The sequence below is a fragment of the Anaeroglomus insulsum genome (assembly GCF_050689095.1).
In the GTDB taxonomy this organism is placed as follows: Bacteria; Planctomycetota; Phycisphaerae; order Sedimentisphaerales; family Anaerohalosphaeraceae; genus Anaeroglomus; species Anaeroglomus insulsum.
In genome coordinates this window covers 77,297-92,915 of sequence record NZ_JBOGCL010000001.1, presented here as the reverse complement: position 1 = coordinate 92,915, position 15,619 = coordinate 77,297, and the positions used below count along the sequence as shown (strand labels likewise).

The following is a 15,619-nucleotide window of genomic DNA, read 5'->3' as shown; positions in this document are numbered from 1 at the left end:
GAGCCGCAATGCGGAAAAGACAATCAACGTGTGTCCGCTGTTTTTGATTTGGCGTCGATTACTCGATCTTGCGAATGGCCAGAACACTGGTGTCATCAAACTGACTGGCCAGCCCCACAAACCGTCGTCGATACCCGAGGATGGTATGCACCAGCTGTGCCGCTGACGATTCGCGATACAAATCCAAGACAGTCAACAGGCGTTCCTTGCCCCACATCTTGCCTTCAAAGTTGACCGCATCAATCAGACCATCGGTGTACAACAGCAGGCAGTCATTTTTGTTAAACGGCAGTGTTTCTGTTTCATATTGGGCATTCTCCATCAACCCCATGACCAGTCCGCCTTTTTCAAGGTTTTGCACAGGCTTTCCCGCCGGCAGCAGCAGGCCTGGTTCATGCCCGCAGTTGCAGTAGGTAATAGTGCAGGCCCGAATATCAATACAAGCCAGAAACAGGGTAATAAATTCTCCGTTTCGGCATTCTCGGCAGGCCACAAGGTTGAGCTTCTGGATAATTTCCCGCATTTCATGCCGCCCATAGCCGCCGTCAGCATAGGCCCGCATTGCCCCGCGGAACATACTCATCATAATCGCTGCCGGCACTCCCTTGCCAATGACGTCGGCAATTGACACAATAATACGGTGGTCGTCGATAGCAAAGAAATCGTACAGGTCGCCGCCGATTTCATAGCAGGGCTTATAGATGGCCGCCAGGTCCAGTCCACACATACAGGGGGCTTTCTCGGGAATCATCCGCCGCTGGACAGCGGCGGCCAAGTCCATTTGCTGCTTCATTTTGGCGCCCTCCAGAGCCTCTGCAAACAGCCGGGCGTTGGTGATAGCGGTGGCACACTGGCTGGCCACCAGTCTTGCCACGCGGATTGCCTGACGGTTAAACCGGTTGGGTTCGGGGCTGTACAGCCTGAGTACCCCCAGCGGCTTGCCTTTAAACGTCATAGCCACAGTAAGCTGGCTGATAAGGCCCTCTTTAATAGTGGCTTCGCGATAACGAACCCGCGGGTCAATCCGCATATCATCCAGCACGACTGCCCGTCCAGAAAACGCCTCTTTGATGACCGGCTCATCCAGAGTAACCGGGCCTTTATTGCGGTATGCTTCACTGAGGCCATAGGTGCTGCGCATTTTCAGATCGCCGGTATTGTCGTCCAGCAGCCGGATGGAACAGGCGGTGGTATTGGTTACTTTTACCGCCGCCTCGGCCAGTCGATCCAAGACCTCCTGCAGCTCGAAATTGCCTGCCGCAAGAGTACTAATCTGATATATCTGGTCCGATAATTTCAGTTTTTTCTGTCGCTTTGCCATAAATTTTATTCCTCTTTGACGGCTCCATCCGTCAGGGGAAAAGCCTTCCCGCCTTATTATAATGACAAATCGATTCTTTTACAGGGATTTTTGGATAGAGGATTGTTTTTTCTATGTCAAAAATTGGGTTGTATGAATCCGACAGACATTTTTCTGTCAGTACCGGCACGACGTTGTTGATGGACGGGCCGATATGCGATCCATTGGATTTGTTTTGTGAAAAAAGAGACAATAAAGAGACGGAAAAAGAGCGATTGGTTCCTGATGGAAGCTGAGTATAATTTAGACAAATGAGTGATTACCACTATGAAATTGGCTTCGTTTGGTAAAAATGAAAGTGTAAAAATGAAAGGTTGTCGGTATAGAAAGGAGAGAGTTTGCTTGGGGAAGTGCAAATACACAGATTATTTACTGTAATAATATAATTATTTATAGGATTTATCTGTCTTTCTTTGAGGTGCGGAGCAGGACCAGGCCATTGGCAACACGGCGTTCGCGACCGTCGGAGGGGGAGTTGACGACTTTGCCGCCCAGCCAGAGGGTGGAAGAGCCGCCGCCGTCGAGATTCATTGCTTCGGTACATCCGAGTTCGAGCATCAGGGCGGCCAGTTCGTCGCAGGTCATACCATCCGAAAGCTTTTCCTGTCGTCCATCGACCACGACCCAAAAGAACCATTGATCGTTCCAGCCGAGGGCGGTGCGGGGGTGACGGGTGGTATCGTTATGTTTGGGACATTTCCCGGCGGTTACGAGGACAGGGTGGCCGGCAATGGCGGTTTGGACATTTCGCAAATCCGGGTCGGTTTTGATGGATAATACCATTCGGCTGCCCTCGGCCAGCGGGGGGACGGTGGGCCAGAGTTTGGGGCCGATGGATAGCACCATCTTGCCGGGCTCAATAGGCGTGTTGGGCTGCTGGATTTTGGTGAGGGTGACGGTGTAGTCCAGTCCAGGCTTGAGCGGCAGCGTAGGACTGTTGGTGGCCGGTTCGAGTACCAGCTCCACGCCATCGGTGGTTCGGGTGGATGGGCCGAAGGCGGGAGTGAATAGGACGGCCTTGTCGGCGGCGCGTTCCTGGTTGAGACCGAATGTCCAGTTCAATCCTTTGGGTTCGCTGACGGTCAGGCGAGAAGATACATTGCCGATACGCGGCTGGCCATCCGGGGTGAGCCAAAAGCTCAGACCGGTGGGAGCACTGACAATCTCACCATTGACGATGTGCAGGCCTTCGGGGTCGCCCTGATAAGGCCCGACCTTAATGACAAAAAAGTCCCCATTGATGGCGGCCAGAGGTTTGCCCCATTCGGGCGGCAGGGCTTCAAGCTGTTTGCGGACGGTTTCAAGATCGACAATGGTTTGTTTGGCCAGAGTCGAGACGAAACGAAAATCTTCCCGCGTGCGGTCAATCTTGACGATGTGAATGGCCCAGGGTACCTGGCCGATACGGCGGTGGATGTATTCAATGCCCGGCTCAACCTCAGGCCACTGGGGTTCAGTCTGGGACTGTGGATTCAGATTAAATGGATTGAGTGCGGGGGCGGCGAAGGCAGTCAGGCTGATGCACAGCAGGGTAATGAGTGCTGTATGATGCAGTGTTAGGGGCATCGGGAATCTCCTTGTCTTGCGGTTAGTCTGATGCGGCCAGGGTGTCGAGGGCTTTGTTCAGAATCCATGTTTCATCCGCGTCGGCGGGGATATCAATCCAGTGGATGTTGCGGAAGGTTTTAAACCAGGTCCGCTGGGCCTTGGCGAGTTTGCGGGTGTTGATTTTGATTTGTTCGATAGCCTCATCGAAGCCCAGCTTGCCTTCGAGATGCGCGATGATTTCGGCATAGCCGATGGCGACACGGGCCTGGGGACTGAGGGGTTGCGGTTCGGCCAGCAGGGATTTGACTTCGTCGAGAAGGCCTTTTTCGACCATAAGCTTGACACGCAGATTAATGCGTTTACTTTCGAGCTCTTTGTCTCTGCGCAGGCCGATGACGAACCAGTCGTCGGCAGCAGGGGTGGACCATTGCTGCTGGAGAGCGGAGATGGGCTTGCCGGTCAGTTCCCAGACTTCCAATGCCCGGATAATGCGTTTTTCGTCGTTGGGGTGGATGCGAGAGGCCGCTTCAGGATCCACCGTGGCCAGCTGTTTGTGTAACGCGGGCAGGCCCAGAGTGGCAATGTCGTGACGGAGTCGGTTACGAATGGACGAATCTGAAGGCGGGGCCTCAAACAGGCCATGGAGCAGGGCTTTGATGTACATGGCGGTGCCGCCGGAGGCGATGACCGTCTTGTTGCGGGACTGGATATCCCCGATGGCCTTTTGGGTTAGTTCCAGAAAGCGGTCCACACTAAAGGATTCACTTGGTTCGACGACGTCGATGAGGTGATAGGGGATTTGTTGGCGGCGCTGGGTATTCGGCTTTGCGGTACCAATATCCATCCTGCGATAGACCTTCATCGAATCGACGCTGATGATTTCGGCATTGAGCCGTCCGGCCAGGTCGAAGGCCAGAGTTCCTTTGCCAACGGCGGTGACGCCGAGAATTAATATTTTGGATTTATTATATCTTTTGTTTATTTCGGACACATTCGCACCCAAAAAAGAGGAAAAACTCACAGAAATCGCTCTTGAATGTCTTCTGTATTTTGTTGTGTGCATTATAAAGGAAATCGATATAATAGGAACTGTTTTTTGAGGAAATCAAGAGTCCTGTGGACTATAATCATTCTGCGGCGGCCAGGCGGACAAGTGGTTACCGCGGCTGTAGTTAACCTGAGCTGGCAGGTTACGGGATTGGCGAAGACTTTGAGCCAGATGGAACAATTGGATGCGGCAAGTGGACTTTACGACAGAATTGAAAGAGAAAGCGGCTCTGACTGACCGGGTGCTGGAGCAGGTGCTGGCCGACCAGACGGGGATTCCGTCTCGTCTGAAAGAGGCGATGCGGTATATGCTGTTCAGTCCGGGCAAGAAGGTCCGCTCGGCGATGGTGCTGTGGTGCTGTGAGATTGTAAGCGGGCAGGTGAATCCGTCGGCGATGATTGGGGCGGCAGCGATTGAGATGGTGCACACGTATTCGCTGATTCATGATGATTTGCCGGCGATGGACGATGATGATATGCGGCGGGGGCAGCCGAGCTGTCATAAACAGTTTGATGAGGCAACAGCGATTCTGGCTGGAGATGGTCTGCTGACGCTGGCGTTTGAGATATTGAGCACGCAGGTTGCAGATCCCTGTGCGGCTCTGAAGATGGTTCGGACGCTGTCTCAGGCGGCGGGGCCGGCAGGGATGGTGGCCGGGCAGATGGAAGACCTGATGGCTGAACATGTCGCCGGGACGATGGAGCTGCTGCGGCAGATTCATATGAATAAAACGGCGAGGATGTTTGCTGCTGCGGCGGGACTGGGGGCAATAGCCGGTCATGCCAGCGAGGCACAACTTGAGGCGCTGCTGGAATATGGGCTGAAGATGGGGTTGTGTTTTCAGGTTGCCGATGATATTCTCGATGTGACGATGGAAAGCGAACAACTGGGAAAGACTGCGGGTAAAGACCAGCAGCAGGGCAAGCTGACGTATCCGGCACTGGTTGGCCTGGATGAGTCACAGCGGATTGCCGAGGCTCTGACCATTGAGGCGGTGGATGCCCTGCGGATTTTTGGTCCGGAGGCGGATATTTTGCGGCACTTGGCTCAACGCCTGCTGCATCGGAATAAATAGGCCGTAACAGATGCGTATGTGGACGATATGCCCGGCAGGGATGGGTTTTATGATGATGGCAGCAGCTGCGATGCTTGGTGGATGTGCAAGTACGGCCAGGCCGGTGCGTTTTGCTGTGGTAGCTGATGTGCAGTATGCCGACAAAGATACTGCGATGGGACGATATTATCGTGCTGGGATTGAGGGATTGAGCCGGTTTGTTGAAGCGGCCAACAAGCACTCGCCCGATTTTGCCATTCAGATTGGCGATATCATCGATGGCGGGGACCATGCCGCCGAAGAGATGGATCAGGTGCTGGCAGTGTATGACCGGCTGGTGTGCAGGCATTATCATGTGGTGGGTAATCATGATTTTAACGGGCTTGCACGCGCGGCGGTGCTGTCGAGGCTGAAGCTGGATAGTGCCTTTTACAGTTTCGAGGTGCGGGGTGTCCGGTTTATCGTATTGGATATGCTGGATTTGGGTGTGCAGGGCGGATGGGCCAAAGACAGCGAGGCGTATCGCAGGTCTGAAGCGATGCTGAATGAGCTGGCTGCCTGCGGGCAAGGGAATGCTCAGGCGTATAACGGCGGTGTCGGCCAGGGTCAGTTAGCGTGGCTGGATGCGGAACTGTCGGCGGCGCATCAGAAAAAACAGGATGTGGTCGTCTTTGGTCATTTACCCCTGCTGCCGGAAACAGACAAGCATATCGCGTGGAATGCGGCAGCGATTCGGGAGGTCCTGGAGCGGTACGGCTGTGTGCGGGCATATATCGGCGGACATGATCATGCCGGCGGGTATGTCCGTCAGCAGGGTATTCATTACCTGACGCTGCCGGCGATGGTGGATGACCCGGCCGGGAGGACCTGGGCGATGATGAGCCTGTATCCGGACAGGCTGGAGATAAGCGGTTCCGGACGGATAGAGAATCAGGTATTGGTATTTAATCCATAGAGAACGATGGCGAAATTATTAGATACAATATACGGGCCGCAGGATATTAAGTCTCTTACGGCGGAACAACTCAATCAGCTTGCAGATGAGATGCGGGAGTTGATTACCGTGTCAGTCAGCCGGACAGGGGGGCATCTGGCCAGCAATTTGGGTGTGGTGGAATTGACGATCGCACTGCATTATGTGTTTGATTTTGCCAAAGACCGCCTGCTGTGGGATGTGGGGCATCAATGTTATGCTCACAAGATTCTGACCGGCCGCAAGGATAAGTTTGACCAGCTTCGTCAGGAAGCTGGCCTGAGCGGTTTTCCCAGTCCGGCGGAAAGCCCCTACGATGTATTTTCGGTGGGGCATGCAGGCACATCGATTTCAACGGCACTGGGGATGGCACTGGGAGCGCAATACAAAAACAGCGATGAAAAGATTGTGGCGCTGGTGGGCGATGCCAGTATCGTCAATGGGCTTTCGTTTGAGGCACTGAATAATATCGGGCTGGTCAAGCGTCAGATGCTGGTGGTGCTGAATGATAATTCAATGGCGATTGATGTAACCCAGGGTGCGGTGGCGAAATTTCTATCGGGGATTCGGCTGAGCCATACGTATGAGGATATTCGCAAGACAACCAGCCGGATTCTGGAGCATCTGCCGGTGTTCGGACGGACGATGGAGGGGGCACTGGAGAATTTCAAGAAGACCCTGCGGATGGCGATATCACCGAGCCGCTTATTTGAAAGTCTGAATATTCCGTATTTCGGTCCGGTGGATGGGCATGATATCCGGTCGCTGATTGATTTGTTTACAGCGATCAAGGAGCTGGACCGACCGGTGATTTTGCATGTCTATACGAAGAAGGGCAAGGGCTTTACGCCTGCCGATACCAACCCCCGCAAGTATCACAGCACAGGACCGTTTGAATTGAACGGTGAGGCGGGTGTCAGTGTTGTGCCTGGCAAGCGTTCTTTTACTGAGGCATTCGGAGATGCACTGGCGTCGCTGGGGACGCGGGATGATAAAGTGATTGCGATTACTGCGGCGATGCCGGATGGGACAGGCTTAAACAAATTCCGCAAGAGTTTTCCGGCCCGATATATTGATGTGGGAATTGCTGAAAGTGTTGCCGTGGATATTGCTGCAGGGCTGGCCAAGCAGGGGTTCAAGCCGTTTGTGTGTATTTATTCGACATTTCTGCAGCGCAGCATCGATCAGATTTTTCAGGAGGCATCCTTGCAGAATCTGCCGGTGGTGTTCTGTATCGACCGGGCAGGTGTTGTCGGCAGCGATGGGCCGACGCATCACGGGATGCTGGATATCGGTTTTATGCGGATGCTGCCGAATGTGGAAGTGCTGTGTCCGGCCGATGAACAGGATTTGAAGCTGGCGGTGGAATATGCGGCGGAGGCGGCGTGTCCGATTGCGATACGGTATCCGAAGGAAGACCTTGCCGAAGGCGGGCTGGCTGCAGAGCTGGCGGTGCCGTATCATCGTGGTAAAAGCATTTTTGTGCGGCGCAGCGAGAATGCCCGGATTGCTCTTGTTGCAGTGGGGCCGTTACTGGCTGAGGCGCTCAGGGCGTCAGACATGCTCAGAGAACAGGGAATTGAAACGGATGTGGTCAGCGTTCGTTTCGCCAAGCCGGTGGATAACGCTATTATTGAGCTGTTTGCACAAGATAAAACACTGATTATTGCCGAAGACCATAATCTAAGCTGCGGATTTGGTTCGGCGATACTGGAACAAGCCGTGTGCATGGCAACGGCATCGGATGATACCGTGATGCAAAAGGCGATTGGCCGGACGGTACTGCTGGCCGGGCCGGATGGATTTATTCCTGTTGCGGCGAGGAATCGTCAACTGGCCTGGATTGGCCTGACTGCCGAGCGGATGGTGGAGGCAGCCAGGAGAATTGTTGTTGGCGAATCGGTGTCAAGTACACGCCAGGGTTGATGAGATGTTATGGGTTGTTCATTTTTCGGGGCCATTGCAGCGAGGGTAATAATGTCCAGCCTAGGCACAACCAAACGCCGGGAGCTAAATGGGGATAGGCCTGAGCAAACCGGAATCGCGATATGTACTATTAAACTGGTGAAAAAAGGCCAAATTAGGATATGAATCTGGCCGAAATTGATAAGAAGAAGTGCTTTTGAGATGCGTTTTGCAATTTAGATTTTGAGCAATAAAAGGTATAAAATACCATTATTTAGCAGATAAAAATGGCTCAACCGAGGTTAATTGTATTTGCAGACCCAAAGCGTCCACAAGCTGCTGAAGCATTGGAGCAATTTCTGGCATTTGTTGCCGGCAAAGCGCAAGTACTTGCGAATTGCCTGGATGCAGGCTGTCCCTCTGACCATCTGCATCAAGCGGATTTTGCGGTGGTATTCGGCGGAGATGGGACGATTCTTGGTGCGGCACGGCTGTTATGTGAGAGCGAAGTACCGGTAATTGGTGTGAATGTGGGCAAGTTGGGGTTTCTGGCGGAATTCAGCCTTAAGGAACTGGAAAGTCAATTTGAACGCATTATTCATGATCCATCCTTGATTGAAAAGCGAATGGTGCTGCGCTGCGGGCTGTATCGGGAGGGTCAATGTATTTCCACCGGCAAAGCGGTCAATGATGTGGTGTTCAGTGCCGGTGCTCCGTTTAACATGATTGAACTGAAGGTGGAAGTGGATGGGCAGGCTCTGGTAAGCTGTATTGGTGACGGGATGATTCTTTCAACACCCACGGGTTCTACAGCGTATAATACCTCTGCGGGCGGTCCGATTCTGGCGGCGAATCTGTCGGCGATTGTCTTGACGCCGGTGTGTCCGCATTCGCTGAGTTTTCGGCCCATTGTGATCGATGCCGACAGCCGGGTTGAGATTTGTCCGGTCAAAGTCAATGAAAACACGACCCTGCTGATGGATGGCCATGTCCAGCATCGGCTGATTGCCAATGACACCATCGTGGTAGAGAAAAACGAAGGCAAGTTTCTGGTTGTCAATAATCCCATGCGGACGCAATGGGACACGCTGGCATCCAAATTGAAATGGGCGGATAAGCCCAAATATTCAACGCCCTGAATTGTTGAGATGATAGAAACAAAACAATACGCCTGTATGCGGATTGGAGGTATGTCATGAAACGGACTTATATGGTATTGATTATGCTGGCAATCAGCGGTGTGATTGCCGCTGCGGTGGATAATCCGGCGACCCGCCCTCCGGGAGGGTCTGCGACCAGTGTACCCAGTGCCGGTCGAAACAGTCTGATTCCCAATCCCCGCTCGTCAACGAATTATTCCAGCAATGATGTGGTGACGGGCAATGTCGGGGGGGGGCGGCATTTTCGGGGATCTGTGCCCTACAATTCCTCGTATTATGTGCAGGGGGCATCCCGGTCTTCGGTGGATGATTTTTTACGTCGGTCGGCGAGTTCTCGTTCAGTGACCGCGGGTGGCTATCAGCCGTATTATGATCCGCGTCTGGCAGTGGGGTCTCAGGTTCGTCAGCAGGCCAGCGGCAAAGCCATGGTGAATCCTTACACGCCGGCGAATCTGCCTCAGACCAACAATACTCCGTTCAGCCTGCAGCCTCGTCCGATTTCCTCGCGGACGGATGATTTGTCCGTGGTGTTAAAACAGCAAATGCAAAAAAGAATGCAGGATGATGTATCCAAAATCACTGACGACCTGAACGCCATGGCCAAGGAGGCCCGCAAGAGTCTGGATCCGGAACTGGAGAAACTCAAGCAGGAAATGCAGCGGGACAAGCCGCCGTCAGAACAGGAACTGAATGAGAATCGCTATCTGACGATTCGTGACCAGATTCTTGATGAGCTTCAAAAAGAGCAGGAGAAAGCTGAGCAGTCAAAGTCGGAGGATCAGGAGAAGGCTCAATCTGAGGTGGACTCGGGAAGAGGCGACAGTCAGCAGACTCCGCCTAAAGTGGATGGTTCCGGGCTGCTCAAAGAGCATAAGACCTTTGCCAACCTGGCCCAGGCCAAGGCGAGCCAATATATCGATGCCGGGATGCAGTTGATTCAGCAGGGCAAATATTATAAAGCTGCAGACAGTTTTTCCATGGCGGCAATCTGGCAGCCGGACAACGGGCTGGTCTATGCCGGACAATCCTGGGCGTTATTCAATGCCGGGGAATTTATGAGCAGTGCCTATTATCTGGGACGGGCGATTGAACTGAACCCGAAGCTGGCCGAGCGGAAAATTGCCTTGACGATGCTGACGTCGGATCGGGATGTCTATGAAAACCGTCTGCTGGAAGTCTCGGAATGGCAAAAGCGAAGCAATAGCGGTGAGCTGGCATTTTTGATGGCCTATTTCTACTGGCAGGATGGCAAGGTATCGCAGGCTCAGGAGTCTATGCAGACAGCTCTGGCTTTACTCCCGCAAGAGCCTGCAGTCAAAATCCTTGCTGGGATAATCGGTGTCCAGGCAGAGACGCAACAGACGCCTGTGGTTCAGTAATCGTTGAATCCGGGATAAACCATTGTTGAGAAACCAGTAAGGACTACGGGTGATAGCATTTTTGCCGAATCAGGGATTGGATGCGGAGACACTGCTGGGCGAAGGCGGCCTTGTAGCAGGTGTGTGGAGCAGTTTTGAGAGTCGTCCTGAGCAGATTGAAATGGCTTGCAGGGTGCAGCAGGCACTTCGAGAAGGCAAGCGGCTGGCGGTCGAGGCCGGGACGGGGGTAGGCAAGAGCTTTGCTTATCTGGCCGGGGCGATTGATCAGGCTCTTCGAAAAAACGGCCCGGTGATTATCAGTACCTATACCATCAATCTGCAGCACCAGCTGATCCAAAAAGATATTCCGTTTCTGGCGGATTTGCTGGAACAGGGATTTAGCTATCGGCTGGCGATGGGGCGGAATCATTATCTGTGCCGTCGGCGTCTGGAATATGCCCGTCGACGCCAGAGGTCGCTGTTTGATGATGGGGGGGCAGAGCTTGCCAAAATTGAGGAGTGGGCACACACAACCGAAGAAGGGGTTCTGAATGAGCTGGATTTTCTGCCGTCGCCGGCGGTTTGGCAGGCCGTTCAAAGCGAGCATGGCAACTGTCGCGGCCGCAAGTGCAAGCATTTTTCGGGATGTTTTTATCAGCGGGCACGCCGTAAACTGGAAACGGCTGACATTATTGTCGTCAATCACGCTCTGCTGTTCAGCGATTTGGTGATCAAGGCCGAGGGAGCGTCGGGGCTGCTGCCGGAGTTCAAGCAGGTGATACTTGACGAAGCTCATACCGTCGAGCATGTGGCCGAAGATCAGTTTGGTATCCGCATTCATCAGCCATCGGTCTTATATTTTTTGGATAATCTGTATAATCCGCGCAAGGGCCGAGGGCTGCTGGTTCAGGTCAACGGGGCTGAGGATTGCCAGGCGGCAGTGCGGCATTGTGTCACCGCGACACGACTGTTTTTTACGCAGATTGCGGCCTGGCTTAAAAAAAAGCCCGACAGCTCCACGGCCCGCTGTGAGCCGGGATTCGTGCAGGATAATCTGTCGGCGGAGGTTCGGAGGCTGCGTTTGGCGATCCAGAAGCTGGCCAAATCACTCGATGAGGAGGATGATGAACGCTTTGAATTGCAGCAGGCGGGGATGCGGTGTCTGGAACTGGAGCAGGAATTAACCGAAGTGATGGCTCAGGGGCGGGAAGGTTTTGTGTATTGGGTGGAAAACGATACCAGCCGCGCCGGGCGAATTACGCTGCGCAGTGCCCCGATTGATACGGCGCCGTTTATTCGGGGGACGCTGTTCGAGCCGTGTGAGGCCGTGGTGGTGACCAGTGCGACGCTCAGTTGCGGCCCGCAGGATGAACAATTTGATTATTTTGCCTCCCGGATTGGTATGGAGAACTATGAGTCGCTGCGGGTGGGGTCGCCGTTTGATTATCAGCGTCAGGTGCGGCTCTATCTTCAGGCGGATATGCCCGACCCCAACGATACCACCTTTATTGAGCGGGCTGTGGCGGCGATTCAGAAATACCTGATCCAGAGCGATGGCCGGGCGTTTGTGCTGTTTACCAGTTTTCAGATGCTCCAGCAGGTGGTCGAGCGGCTGCGCGGCTGGATGGCCGATCAGAATATGGAAATGCTGGTACAGGGGGAAGGACTGGACCGTATTCGTCTGCTGGAACTGTTCAAACAGGATGTCCGCAGTGTGTTATTCGGGACCGAAAGTTTCTGGCAGGGCGTGGATGTGCCGGGCGAGAGCCTGTCTAATGTGATTATCGTTCGGCTGCCGTTTGCAGTGCCCAGCCATCCGCTGATTGAAGGACGGATCGAGGCCATTAAGGCCAAAGGCGGCAATCCATTTTACAGTTATCAACTGCCGATGGCGATTATCAAATTCAAGCAGGGCTTCGGCAGACTGATTCGCAACAAGACGGATACGGGGATGGTAGTGGTGCTGGACAGCCGGCTGGTGACCAAGCCCTATGGGCGGCTGTTTCTGGATGCCATCCCGGCGTGTCAGGTTGAAATTACCCGTGGGTAAGCGGGAGGAAATAATCTTGTTCCTGTGGCAGGATTTCCGTTAGAATGCCCACTGTTTTGTACAGCCTGTGATCCTTTAAACCATTTAATGAATAAGGTTGGATTACTCTTTTTTTGACTTACTGGACAACAGGAGTATTGCGATGACAGCCAAAAACAATATTGCATGTTATATGATTGTAGGGGCCGGGATTCTGGCTTGGGTGCTGGGGGGATGTGGGGTATTCAAGACGGATGTATCAGCTGTTTATGATAACGGCCAACACAGTAAACCAGTCTTCGAGGATCGGGCATTGGATTCGGACTGGCGTTTTTTACGTGCCGATGTACCGGGTGCGGAACGTCCGGAATTTGATGATTCGGGATGGCGTATCCTTGATGTGCCGCATGACTGGAGCATCGAGGATTTGCCGCCGCTGGAAACAACCGTTCCTGAATATCCGGCTGTACGGGGGGTATGGCGTTTCCATAAGGGGGATCATGCCGACTGGAAAAATGCTGACTGGGATGACAGCGATTGGCAGCAGGTGACGCTGCCGGATACCTGGGAACATCACTCTGATTATACCCAGGATAACGTGTATGGCTGGTACCGTCGGCAGCTTGACATTCCAGAGCCGTGCAAAGGCAAAGATTTTGATTTATTGCTGGGCCGCATTGATGATGTGGATGAGGTCTGGTTTAATGGTTATCGCCTTGGCGGGACGGGGGCCTTTCCGCCGGACTACCAGACGGCCTGGAATATCGAGCGGCGCTATCGTGTTCCGGCGTCACTGGTGCGGGGAGATGGTTCGGATATCCTTGCGGTTCGCATCTTTGATGGCAATGGCGAAGGCGGCATCTATGCGGCGGGAGCGAAAACAGTCCGCATCGGTCCGTTTGATACGAACCAAAGTGCCAGCGGCCATTTCACAGGCTATACAGTTGGTGGTATTGGCTGGTACCGCAAACACTTCACCGTGACTGAAGTCGGCAAACGCACAGCCGTATGCTTTGATGGCGTCTATATGAATGCCGAACTCTGGATAAATGGCCACCGGCTTGGGGAACATCCTTACGGCTATACGAGTTTTGAATTCGATTTGACATCCTATCTGAATCCGCCCGGACAGGATAATGTACTTGCTGTGCGTGTTCGGAACGAAGGCAGAAACAGCCGGTGGTATTCCGGTTCGGGGATTTATCGGCATGTATGGCTTGCCATCAATCACCCGATTTACATACCGAGGTGGGGTGTGTTTGTCACTACGCCTGAAATCTCCAAAGATAAGGCTGTGGTGAAGATTGCATGTGAGGTAATGAATACCGACAGCATGGATCATGATGCTCAAGTGCGGGTCCGCCTGCGGGATACTCAGGGCAAATCGGTTGGATCGGCGGAATGTTCATTACATCTGCCAGTCCATCAGCGCAGCATCGCGGAGCAGACGATTGTAATAACCAAGCCGGAACTGTGGTCGCCCGATTCGCCAGGACTTTATGCTGCCGATGTCGAAATCATTGTCGCCGGGCAAATGACGGATGCGGTATCCACGCGATTCGGTATCCGTAAGATTGAGGTGGATGCCCAGCACGGTTTTCGGCTCAATGGCCAGGCACTCAAGCTCAGGGGCGGCTGTCTTCACCATGACAACGGCCCGCTTGGCGCAGCGGCGATTGACCGGGCGGAAGAACGCCGTGTGGAATTGATGAAGGCCAACGGCTACAATGCAGTCCGGACCAGCCACAATCCGCCCTCGACGGCATTTCTGAATGCCTGCGATCGGCTCGGTCTGCTGGTTATTGACGAGGCGTTTGATCAGTGGAATGAAATGAAGGAAGGCAATCAGCAGGACTATCACCGATTTTTCAGGGATTGGTCCGAGCGGGATATTGCCTCGATGGTCCGGCGGGATCGCAATCATCCGTCGGTGATTATGTGGTCTATCGGCAATGAAATTCCCGAGCAATTCCGTGATGCGGCGACGGCCAGGCGTTTGCGGGAAGCGGTCCTGTCGCATGATTCGACTCGCCCGATCACTCAGGCCATCTGCAACGACTGGGGTACTGTGACGCGGAACTGGGACACCCTGTCCGATCCGGCGTTTGTGCATCTGGATGTTGGCGGCTACAATTATCTGCCGCAGCGATATGAGTCCGACCATGCACGTCACCCGAACCGTGTGATTCTGGGGACAGAATCCTATCCCAAAGATGCCTTTGACTACTGGTCGCTTGTGGAAAAACATCCTTATGTTATCGGTGATTTCGTCTGGGCGGCTATGGACTATCTGGGCGAAGCCGGGATTGGTCACAGTGTTCTGAGCAATCAAACCGACAGCTTTTTTATGAGTTGGCCCTGGTATAATGCCTGGTGCGGTGACCTTGATGTGTGCGGATTTAAAAAGCCTCAGTCCTTCTACCGCGATGTCGTGTGGCGGCGCAGTCCGATTGAAATGATGGTGCATTCGCCGATTCCGGCAGGACTTACGGAAAAAGTCAGCGGCTGGGGGTGGCCGGATGAATTGCAAAGCTGGACGTGGCCGGGCCAGGAAGGCAGGCCGCTGCAGGTCTCGGTGTACTCACGATGTGAGCAAGTCCGGCTCGAACTTAATGGCAGGGTCATCGGCGAAAAAACCATATCTGCTCAGAGCAGGCTGACAGCCCGGTTCGAGGTGCCCTATGCCCCGGGCGAACTGCGGGCACTGGGTATCAGCGGGGGAAAAGTCATAGCGCAGACCACGCTCAAGACCAGCGGAACGCCGAAGAAATTGAGACTGGTTGCCGACCGAACAATCATTCGCGCCAATCGCAATGACCTGAGCTTTGTGACTGTTGAGGTGGTCGATGCCGACGGCCAGCGTGTGCCGAATGCGGAAGTACTGGTGTCCTTTTCTGTTGACGGTGTCGGAGAACTGGCTGCCCAGGCAAGCGGTGTACCGAATGATCCGGCCAGTTTTCGGCTGCCGGGGCGCAAAACCTATCAAGGGCGTTGTCTGGCAATCCTTCGTCCGACAGGAGCCGCAGGCGATATTCGGCTGCGAGCAGAGGCGGAAGGGATAGAATCTGCCACCCTGACGGTTCAGGCACAGTAACAGGCAATTTAACGATGTTATGGCGGCTGATTTTCCAGAATGACAAGACATAACACGACACCGTAAGCCGAGTTGGGTTGATAGCATGAA

General features: G+C 53.8%; 10 protein-coding genes. 7 read left to right on the top strand and 3 right to left on the bottom strand.

The window, feature by feature from the left end; translation table 11 throughout:
• Positions 1–58: 58 nt before the first annotated feature.
• The 3 genes from ACQ9LF_RS00340 to miaA all read right to left on the bottom strand — a co-directional run bounded on the left by ACQ9LF_RS00340 (position 59) and on the right by miaA (position 3,899).
• Entirely contained in the window at positions 59–1,321 is a 1,263-nt protein-coding gene (locus ACQ9LF_RS00340) for a PP2C family protein-serine/threonine phosphatase (protein WP_462487369.1), read from the bottom strand.
• Positions 1,322–1,759: 438 nt separating this feature from the next.
• Positions 1,760–2,926: a phosphodiester glycosidase family protein gene (locus tag ACQ9LF_RS00335; protein WP_462487368.1), complete on the bottom strand. Its 1,167-nt coding sequence runs from the start codon at positions 2,924–2,926 to the stop codon at positions 1,760–1,762.
• 22 nt (positions 2,927–2,948) lie between these two features.
• A complete protein-coding gene (gene miaA, locus ACQ9LF_RS00330; RefSeq protein WP_462487367.1) occupies positions 2,949–3,899 on the bottom strand; it encodes a tRNA (adenosine(37)-N6)-dimethylallyltransferase MiaA in 951 nt (316 codons plus the stop codon).
• 241 nt (positions 3,900–4,140) lie between these two features.
• On the opposite strand from miaA, the gene ACQ9LF_RS00325 reads away from it, so the two are divergent.
• The 7 genes from ACQ9LF_RS00325 (at position 4,141) to ACQ9LF_RS00295 (ending at position 15,529) form a co-directional block, all read left to right on the top strand.
• Complete coding sequence (locus tag ACQ9LF_RS00325; protein ID WP_462487366.1) at positions 4,141–5,031, top strand: polyprenyl synthetase family protein; 891 nt, start codon at positions 4,141–4,143, stop codon at positions 5,029–5,031.
• Between the two features lie 49 nt (positions 5,032–5,080).
• Entirely contained in the window at positions 5,081–5,965 is an 885-nt protein-coding gene (locus ACQ9LF_RS00320; protein WP_462487365.1) for a metallophosphoesterase, read from the top strand.
• A gap of 6 nt (positions 5,966–5,971) precedes the next feature.
• Positions 5,972–7,909, top strand: a complete 1,938-nt coding sequence (gene dxs, locus ACQ9LF_RS00315) for a 1-deoxy-D-xylulose-5-phosphate synthase (protein WP_462487364.1) — start codon at positions 5,972–5,974, stop codon at positions 7,907–7,909.
• Positions 7,910–8,175: 266 nt separating this feature from the next.
• Entirely contained in the window at positions 8,176–9,027 is an 852-nt protein-coding gene (locus ACQ9LF_RS00310; RefSeq protein WP_462487363.1) for an NAD(+)/NADH kinase, read from the top strand.
• Positions 9,028–9,083: 56 nt separating this feature from the next.
• Positions 9,084–10,427, top strand: coding sequence for a hypothetical protein (locus tag ACQ9LF_RS00305; protein ID WP_462487362.1), 1,344 nt, complete (start codon positions 9,084–9,086; stop codon positions 10,425–10,427).
• A gap of 49 nt (positions 10,428–10,476) precedes the next feature.
• Complete coding sequence (locus ACQ9LF_RS00300; protein ID WP_462487361.1) at positions 10,477–12,456, top strand: ATP-dependent DNA helicase; 1,980 nt, start codon at positions 10,477–10,479, stop codon at positions 12,454–12,456.
• A gap of 142 nt (positions 12,457–12,598) precedes the next feature.
• On the top strand, positions 12,599–15,529 hold the full coding sequence (locus tag ACQ9LF_RS00295; RefSeq protein WP_462487360.1) for a glycoside hydrolase family 2 TIM barrel-domain containing protein: 2,931 nt from the start codon (positions 12,599–12,601) through the stop codon (positions 15,527–15,529).
• Positions 15,530–15,619: the final 90 nt, after the last annotated feature.